Origin of the sequence: Arthrobacter ginsengisoli (genome assembly GCF_031456935.1) — a bacterium.
Classification (GTDB): Bacteria; Actinomycetota; Actinomycetes; order Actinomycetales; family Micrococcaceae; genus Arthrobacter; species Arthrobacter ginsengisoli.
The window spans coordinates 1-8,383 of record NZ_JAVDVQ010000048.1 but is presented as its reverse complement, the minus strand read 5'-3'; the positions used below and the strand labels follow the sequence as shown (position 1 = coordinate 8,383).

The window sequence follows — 8,383 nt, the reverse complement described above, 5'->3', positions numbered from 1 at the left end:
CCGGGTGCTAGTGCAGTCACCCGTAGGAGTCATCGTACGGTGTGCCCGTTCCACCTCTGGCCGGAGGCCGGGCCACCACCCGCTGCGGGCACGCCGCGGCACGGCCCAGGAGATCCGGGACCGCGCCGTGGTGTGAGGATCTGATCAGCCCACGGGGGCCTTGATCGGGATCGCCGAGGTCGGAACAGTGTCGGCGAAGTCGGGCAGGTTGTTAATGTACTTGATGACGTTCTCCAGCGGATGGGCGTCCACGGCGACAGCCGGCACCCGCTGAGGGGTGCCGGCTGTCGTCGGGCCGGGCCGGGGATGCCGGACCGCGGGGCTCCGAGAGTGCGGTGCGGCTTAGGCCGGATCCGCGGGGCACGCCACCTCGGGCTGGGGATCCGAGAGGGTCTTCGGGACCGTGTCCTCGAACTGCGGGAGGCGGTTCAGGTAATCCACCACCGAATCCGTGGACTCCACATCACCGAACTTGTTGTCGATGTCGTAGAGGTTCCACTGCACGACGCCCGGGACGCGGTCGCCGATGGTCTCCCTGGGGATGATCGGGCGGAAGCCCTTCGCGATCGCATCCTCGACGGTGTGGCGAACGCACCCGGCCGCGGTCGCACCGGTCACGATCAGGGTGTCGATGCGGTTGGAGGTCAGGAAGAGCTCGAGGTTCGTCCCCGGGAACGCCGAGGCGCGATTCTTCTCGATTACGACCTCGCCTTCCGCGGGAGCAATGCGGTCGTCGATCTGCGCCCAGTAGGAATCCGCCGGAAGGGTCTCCGTGGGGATCTTCGAGTACCACAGGCCCATGTCGTTCGTCCCGGAGGTGGCGTCGCGGTTGCGGTACACGTTCGTGGTGTAGAAGACCGGGACACCCTTGGCGCGCGCGGCCTCGTTGATCCGCTGGACGTTCGGGATGATCGTCTCCATGCCCGGGCAGCTGAACGGGTGGCCCGGTCGGGTCCAAGCGTTCGCGAGGTCGATGTGGATGACGGCGGGGCGGTTGCCGTAGCCGATCCGACGCTTGAAGCCTCGCTCGTTGTAGATGTCCGTGCCTGCTTCGAACGCCTCCTCCAGCACTGCGGCAAGACGGGCTTCGATGTCGCTGAACGTCTCTGTCTCTGCTGTCATGGTTCTCTCCACTCTCTTGGGGACCGGGCTTTTCCTGTCCGCATTTGTTGCTGTGCCATCACAGTAGTTGCTGTTTGTGCAACGCACAACCCCTTCTCTGAGATTTGCCTGAATTCGCCTCCAGGCCCCGCGTCAGCCAAGGGAGCCGCCGCCCCACGCCTTCCGAAAAGCATGAACTCGGAGCGAGGCGATTTATCCAAAAGCGAGTGGGCATCAACCTTGACCACTTGCAGCATCCGGTCCGTAGGCGAAGGGGACGCCTGAAAAAAGAGCCGCCAACCATTGCATGTTGCTCCCATGGGAACTATATTGCTTAGTAAGCAACTGTGTGATCTACAGCACATTGATTTGCGGTCTAACCCCAGCGGACTCCAACGGGGGTGGCCTAAAGGCCGAGAGGCCCACACAGGCTTTCCCCTTCAACGCAGTCCTGAGCCTCACTTCCGAAAGGACCCCAGTATGAAGCGCATCGGAGTAGACGTCGGCGGTACATTCACCGACTTGTATTTTTCGGACGACGCCCAGCGGATCGCCGTTGTGGAGAAGGTCCCGTCCACCCCGCACGACCCGTCCGAAGCCGTTATCTCAGGCATCATAAAGCTCTGCGCGAAGGCCGGGGTCTCGCTTGCGGAGATCGACCAGCTGGTGCACGGGACCACGGTGGCCACCAACACCGCGCTGACGCACACGGGTGCGGAGGTCGGGATGATCACTACCGAGGGTTTCCGGGACATCCTGCACATCGCCCGTCACAAGAAGCCGTACAACTTCTCACTGCAGCAGGATCTGCCGTGGCAGACCAAGCCCCTGATCAAGCGCCGTCACCGGCTCACCGTCAAGGAGCGCATCACCGCACCGAACGGCGAGGTCCTGGTTGCCCTGGACGAGGACGAGGTCCGTGAGCGCGTGCGTGAGCTGAAGGCGGCCGGAGTCGAGGCCATCGCCGTCTGCCTGCTGCACTCGTATCTGAATCCCGCCCACGAGCAGCGGATCGGGGAGATCGTCGCGGAGGAGTTCCCTGAGGCTTACCTGTCCCTGTCCAGCGAGATCGTGCCCCTGTACCGGGAGTATGAGCGGTTCTCCACCACGGCGCTGAATGCCTATGTCGGGCCCCGGGTCTCCCGTTACCTCTACCGCCTGCAGGAGCAGGCCGAAGGCTTGGGTTACAAGCGGGAGATCCTGCTGATGCAGTCCTCCGGCGGTATGGTCCCGATCAAGGAGGCTGCCAAGCGGCCCGTCACACTGATGATGTCCGGCCCGGTCGGCGGCCTGATCGGCGGCATGTGGGCCGGTCGTCAGTCCGGCTTCGAGAACGTTGTCACCCTGGACATTGGGGGTACCTCGGCGGACATCGGTGTGGCCTACCAGGGTGAACTGCGCATGCGTCACCTGCTGGACACCAAGATCGGCGATCACCAGGCCATGGTCCCGATGGTGGACATCGACACCATCGGTGCCGGCGGCGGCTCCATCGCCTACGTCGACGCCGGCGGGGTTTTCCGCGTCGGTCCGCAGTCGGCCGGCGCGGTTCCGGGCCCGGTCTGCTACGGCCGCGGTGGGACGGAGCCGACATCAACTGACGCCCAGATGCTGCTGGGCCGCATGCGTCCGGACCGCGTCCTGGCAGGCTCAGGTATGGATCTGGATCTCGAGGGCGCCCGAAAGGCCATGGAAGGTCTGGCGGAAAAGCTCAACATGTCGGTGGACCAGGCCGCCCTCGGCGCGCTGCAGATCCAGAAGTTCGGCATGACCCAGGCGATCGAGCAGAACTCCGTCCGCCGCGGCTATGACCCGCGCGACTTCACCCTGGTGGCCGCCGGCGGTGCCGGCGCACTGTTCGCCTGCGAGATCGCCGCGGAGCTGGAGGTCCCGAAGGTGCTGATCCCGGCCCACCCGGGCATCATGGCTGCGACCGGTCTGCTGGCTACTGACGAGAAGTATGAGTTCGTCGCGACCAGGCGGTTCACGTTCGCCAGCGCGGACCCCGCCGCCATCCAGGGCTCCTATGAACAGCTGGAGCGCGACGCCAACGCCCAACTCGATGCCGAGGATGTGCCGGCCGGACGCCGCAAGCTTGAATGGCTCGCGGACGCGCGCTACGAGGGCCAGGGATACGAGATCCGCTTCACTGCCCCCGCCGGACCGGTCAACCAGGCCTGGCTGGAAAAGGCCGAGGCGGCCTTCCACGACGCCCACTTTGAGGAGTACGGCCACCGCTTCAAGAACGGCACCGTGGAAGTCATCAACATCCGGGTGGAGGCCAGCGCGGTGATGGATGACCTGCCCACGCCGGAAGCGATCAAGTCCGGTTCCCTCGAGGACGCCCTGGTGGAAACCCGCCCGGTGACCTTCGAACAGGATGGCAAGCCGGTCACCCTGGACACCGGCTTCTACGACCGCGACAGGATGGGCGTGGGAATCACCTTCACCGGCCCCGCCATCATCGAGCAGTACGACTCCACCACAGTTATTCCTCCGGGATTCTCCGGAGCGGTGGATGCAGCCGGCAACCTCGTCATCGACTGCCCGGCCGCCACCCAGAGCGCCGAGAAACTGGCCACCCCGATCCTGATGCGCGTGATCGGCGGCGCCCTGAACTCCGCGGCCAAGGAAATGGCCTCGGTGCTCTTCCGCATGGCCTACTCCTCGATCATCCGCGAGTCCGAGGACCTCGGTGCAGGGCTGTTCGACAAGGACGGCAACGTGCTGGCCGAGTCCGACTCCACGCCAATGTTCATGGGCTCGATGCCCAAGATCGTCAAGGGTGTGATCTCGGTCCTCGGCGATGATATCCACGACGGTGACATCATCCTGCACAACGATCCGTACCTCGGCGCCACGCACTCCCCCGACGTCGCGATCATCGAACCGATCTTCCACGACGGGGAACTCGTCGGCTTCGCCGGCGCCTCGGGCCAGCTGATCGACAACGGCGGCGCGTACTCCGGACTGATGGTGGACATCCAGGACATCCAGTCCGAGGGCACCATCTTCCGGGCAGTGAAGATTTCCGAGAAGGGCGTCCGGCAGGAATCGCTGATCCGGCACATCCTCAACAACACCCGGACACCCACCTCCAACGAGGGCGACTTCCAGGCGATGATCGCCGCCTGCGAGCTGGCCAAGACCCGCTATACCGCCCTCATCGAGCGCTACGGCTTCGGCGCGGTCCGCGACGCCGGCCAGAGCTGGATCGACTACTCGGAGCGGATGCTGCGCCAGGAGATCGCCAAGATCCCCGACGGCGTCTACGAAACCGAGGTCGGCTACCTGGACGACGACGGACGTAACTACGGCAAGAAGCTGCCGATCGTCGTGAAGGTGATCATCGAGGGTGACGAGATCACCTATGACCTCACCGGGTCCTCCGAACAGGTGCCCACCGCCTACAACTGCGCCTTCGAGGGCACAACGGTCTCGGCGTTCACGTTCATCACCCGGATGATATTCCTGGACGAGGTTGCCTTCCCCGTGTTCGTGCCCCAGAACGAGGGCATGCTCAAGCCGCTGAAGGTGATCGCCCCGGAGGGCACCATCTTCAACCCGACGTACCCGGCGGCGACCTTCTCGCGGTTCTCCCAGGTGCAGCGGGCCGTTGACCTGGCCCTGCGGGCCCTGGCCCCCGTTATCCCCGAACGCGTCACCGCCGGCAACTCCGCCCACATCCACTTCATCTCCTACTCCGGTTGGGACGAGAAGCAGGGCGAGTACTGGGTCTACCTCGAGGTCAACGAGGGCTCCTACGGCGCCCGCGCCACCAGCGACGGGCCGGACTCCGTGGACAACCTCATCGCCAACACCCGCAACAACCCGATCGAGGAGCTCGAGTGGCGGTTCCCGATGCGCACCGACCGCTACGAACTGCGCTCCGAGCCGGCGGCCGCCGGTGAATTCCGCGGCGGCATCGGCATCGTCCGGGAGAACACCTTCCTGACCGACACCGCGATCACCTGCGAGGGTGAACGCCACGAGTCGGACGTGCCATGGGGAGCCTTCGGCGGCCATGACGGCCTCAACGGCTCGCTCGTGAAGAACGTCGGCCGGGCGGGCGAGGAGTCCTGGCCGTCCAAGGTCACCGGTCGTCAGCTGCTGGCCGGTGACTCCCTCCAAATCACCGTGCCCAGCGGTGGTGGCTTCGGTGACCCGCACAAGCGGGACCCGCTGAAGGTCCTCGAGGACGTGCTGGACGGCTTCACGACCGCCGAAGCGGCCGCCCGTGACTACGGTGTGGTCCTCAAGGAGGTTAACGGCCAACTCACGGTCGATCTGAGGTCAACCGCCGAACGCCGCGAGGTTTTGGTCGCCGAGCTCAGTTCCGCAACCTAAGCCAGTAAACGCAGTAAAAGGGGCGGCCTGGAGCCAGTTATTGACGCTGGCCTCCAGGCCGCCCCCTTCGTTCCCTACTGATCACATCCCCACCATCCCCGTGAATTAGGAACCGTTATGACCACTGCCCCAACCTTTCAATTTGTCGAGTCTGATGTCAGGCCCAAGGACGTCCGGCTGGCCACCTGGATTTGCTTCTTCGCCTGGACCTTCGCCGTCTATGACTTCGTCCTGTTCGGTAACCTCCTGCCGATGCTGGCCTCAGACCTCGGCTTGAGCGCGGCCCAGTCCACGGGGATCAATACCTGGGTGACCGCCGGCACTGCACTGGTGGCCTTCGCGATCGGCCCGATCGTGGACCGGATCGGCCGCCGCAAGGGCATCCTGATCGCCGTCGTCGGTGCCGCCGTCGCCTCACTGCTGACCGCCACTGTCGGCTGGGTTGTGGGCATCGCTGCCGGCCTGGGACTCGTCTTCCTGGTCCTCGTGCGTTCACTGGCCGGCCTCGGGTACGCCGAACAGGCCATCAACGCGGCGTACCTCAACGAGATGTTCGCCCACCAAAGCGATCCCGCCAAGGCCCGCCGCCGCGGTCTCATCTACTCACTCGTCCAGTCGGGCTGGCCGGTCGGCTCCGTCCTTGCTGCCGGGTCCGTCTACCTGCTGTTCCCCATCGGCGGGTGGGCGCTCTGCTTCGCCGTGGCCGCCCTCCCCGCCGTCTTCATCGTCATCGCCGGACGCTGGCTCAAGGAGAGCCCCCAATTCGCCCACCGTCACCAGATCGACAAGATGATCAAGGACGGCCGGATCGAAGAGGCGCAGCAGCTCGGAAGCAAATACGGAATCGACGTCTCGGAGAAGGCCAGCCCACTCGTCTCGGTCTTCCGCGGGGAATCGCTGAGGTCCACCCTGACGATCGGCGGCGCGTTCCTCCTGAACTGGCTCGGCGTCCTCGCCTTCGCGATCCTCGGCACGTCGCTGCTTACCGCACCGGACGGCAAGAACATCGAGTTCGACAACGCGCTGCTGGTACTCATCATCTCCAACGCCACGGCCTTCGCCGGCTACCTGTTCCACGGCTGGCTCGGCGACCGGATCGGGCGCCGCAACGCGATCGGGATCGGCTGGATCCTGTGTGCCGTCTCCTTCTTCACCATGCTCCAGGCACCGAACGGGAACTTCCCGCTCATCATCGGGCTATACAGCGCCGGGCTGTTCTTCCTCATCGGGCCCTTCTCCGCCCTGCTGTTCTTCACCGGCGAGAGCTTCCCCGTCCACACCCGGGCAACCGGCAGCTCCATCATCAACGCCTCCGGCCAGGTCGGGGCGATCATCGGCGGCCTGCTGATCACCGCCACCCTCGCCGCCGGCGCCGGCTGGATCAACGCCACCCTCTGGTGGGGAGTGATCCCCATCCTGGCCTCCGGCCTGCTCATCTTCGCCGCCCGGAACGTCGACCCCAGCAAGGTCCGCATGGACTGAGAGGAACGAACCCGCACCACAAACACCATCGACACGGCGGGAACTCCCTGAACACCAGAGAGTTCCCGCCGTGCCGATGACTTTAATAAGGCAGGTTCCCTTATCGGGTGGACCACCTAACGGCGAGGTCCTCACCGCCCTCAAGCACTGGCGCTGACACCGCCTGATCCATGAATGCACCCGCGTCATCTACCGGTCCAGCGGGTTTGCTGCTGCACCGTTTCCCCGCCTGGGTGAGCAGGAGGTGGCATGCCGAGGTTGCCGAAGCGGGCTGACGGGCCGCTCGTTCCGCTAAGCTTCCTTGCGCAGCTTGGCCTGCTCCACCAGCTCGGTCATCCACGGCCGGTGCCCGCGGTGGAGCACCATGCCCTCGGGCAGCCCTTGGACGGAGGTGGTGGAACCGGAAATGTCGATGGTAATCCGGCCGCCGGCCATGGGGGCATTGGTGATGTGTAGGTCGCCATAGGCCTCCAGCAGTACCGGGTCCAGCCACAGACCACCACGGGATACATGCGCGTCGGCCTCCAGCAGGGCCGTGGCGATCCGCTGGGCTTCTTCCACGAAACCGTAGCGCACCAGGCCGGCCGCAATAATGGCGTTGTCGTGCGGCCACACCGAGCCGTTATGGTAGCTCGCAGGGTTGTAAGCCCCCATGCCGGAAGCCAGGGTGCGAACGCCCCAGCCGGAGAACATCTGCGGGGACATCAGCTTCTCGGCTACCAGCGGCGCCTTCTCCTCATCCATGAGACCGAACCAGAGGCAGCGGCCCATATTAGAGGCGCACGCGTCCACCGGGCGCTTATCCTTATCCAACGCGATCGCAAAGTATCCGCGATCGGGCAGCCAGAACTGTTCGTTGAACCGTTTTTTCAACTCTGCCGCCCGGTCGGTGAGCTCGTCACCCACTGCCATGTCGCCGGCGTCATAGGCCATCCACGCACGCGCCATGTACGCTGCGAACACGTAGGCTTGGACCTCGCACAGGGCGATCGGCGATTCCGCCAGGGTGCCGTCCGCGAAGTTGATCCCGTCCCAGGAATCCTTCCACCCCTGGTTGATCAGCCCCCGATCATTCAGGCGGCCATATTCGACGAAGCCATCGCCGTCGCGGTCCCCGTAGTCCCGGACCCAGTCCAGTGCCCGGTCCGCGTTGGGCAGCAGGGCGGCAATGGTCCCCTTGGCGAACCCCCAGCGGCTGACGGCCCCGAGCACACTCACAAACAGCGGGGTCGCATCGACGCTGCCATAATATTCCGGCTTACCGCCCAAGGACAGACCGCGCGTTGACTCGTAGAAAACCTCCGCGTAGCCGGATACGTTGCCTCATTTGAAAACCTCCGCGTAGCGGCGTGGTTTCGGGCGGGGGCAGCGGATCGGGGCTATGCCCGTTTTCATGGAGCTAACGATGGACCAGCGTCAGGCTGTGACAAAGAAGAAAGCCCTCGCTTATAAG

Annotated in this window: 4 protein-coding genes and 1 pseudogene; 2 read left to right on the top strand and 3 right to left on the bottom strand. The window is 64.9% G+C overall.

Annotated features, from left to right (window positions below; genetic code table 11):
* Nucleotides 1–144: 144 nt before the first annotated feature.
* Both J2X01_RS21655 and J2X01_RS21650 read right to left on the bottom strand, forming a co-directional pair.
* On the bottom strand, nucleotides 145–267 hold the full coding sequence (locus J2X01_RS21655) for a hypothetical protein (RefSeq protein ID WP_310062530.1): 123 nt from the start codon (nucleotides 265–267) through the stop codon (nucleotides 145–147).
* A gap of 75 nt (nucleotides 268–342) precedes the next feature.
* The gene (locus J2X01_RS21650; protein WP_310062528.1) at nucleotides 343–1,122 is read right to left on the bottom strand and encodes an N-carbamoylsarcosine amidohydrolase; all 780 of its coding nucleotides are present in this window, start codon (nucleotides 1,120–1,122) and stop codon (nucleotides 343–345) included.
* A 459-nt stretch (nucleotides 1,123–1,581) separates the two neighbouring features.
* Here J2X01_RS21650 and J2X01_RS21645 point away from each other — a divergent pair, with 459 nt between their 5' ends.
* Both J2X01_RS21645 and J2X01_RS21640 read left to right on the top strand, forming a co-directional pair.
* Nucleotides 1,582–5,448 (top strand): hydantoinase B/oxoprolinase family protein, encoded by a 3,867-nt coding sequence (locus J2X01_RS21645; protein WP_310062526.1) that lies wholly within the window; start codon nucleotides 1,582–1,584, stop codon nucleotides 5,446–5,448.
* A gap of 117 nt (nucleotides 5,449–5,565) precedes the next feature.
* Complete coding sequence (locus J2X01_RS21640) at nucleotides 5,566–6,930, top strand: MFS transporter (RefSeq protein WP_310062524.1); 1,365 nt, start codon at nucleotides 5,566–5,568, stop codon at nucleotides 6,928–6,930.
* A gap of 291 nt (nucleotides 6,931–7,221) precedes the next feature.
* On the opposite strand, the pseudogene J2X01_RS21635 reads toward J2X01_RS21640, so the two are convergent.
* Nucleotides 7,222–8,232 (bottom strand): annotated as a pseudogene (locus J2X01_RS21635) (amylo-alpha-1,6-glucosidase); the annotation flags it as partial.
* Nucleotides 8,233–8,383: the final 151 nt, after the last annotated feature.

What these genes read in the sequence shown, in the direction of transcription:
- J2X01_RS21650 (WP_310062528.1), bottom strand. Translation starts at nt 1,122, where the DNA reads ATGACAGCAGAGACAGAGACGTTCAGCGACATCGAAGCCCGTCTTGCC.
- J2X01_RS21645 (WP_310062526.1), top strand. Translation starts at nt 1,582, where the DNA reads ATGAAGCGCATCGGAGTAGACGTCGGCGGTACATTCACCGACTTGTAT.
- J2X01_RS21640 (WP_310062524.1), top strand. Translation starts at nt 5,566, where the DNA reads ATGACCACTGCCCCAACCTTTCAATTTGTCGAGTCTGATGTCAGGCCC.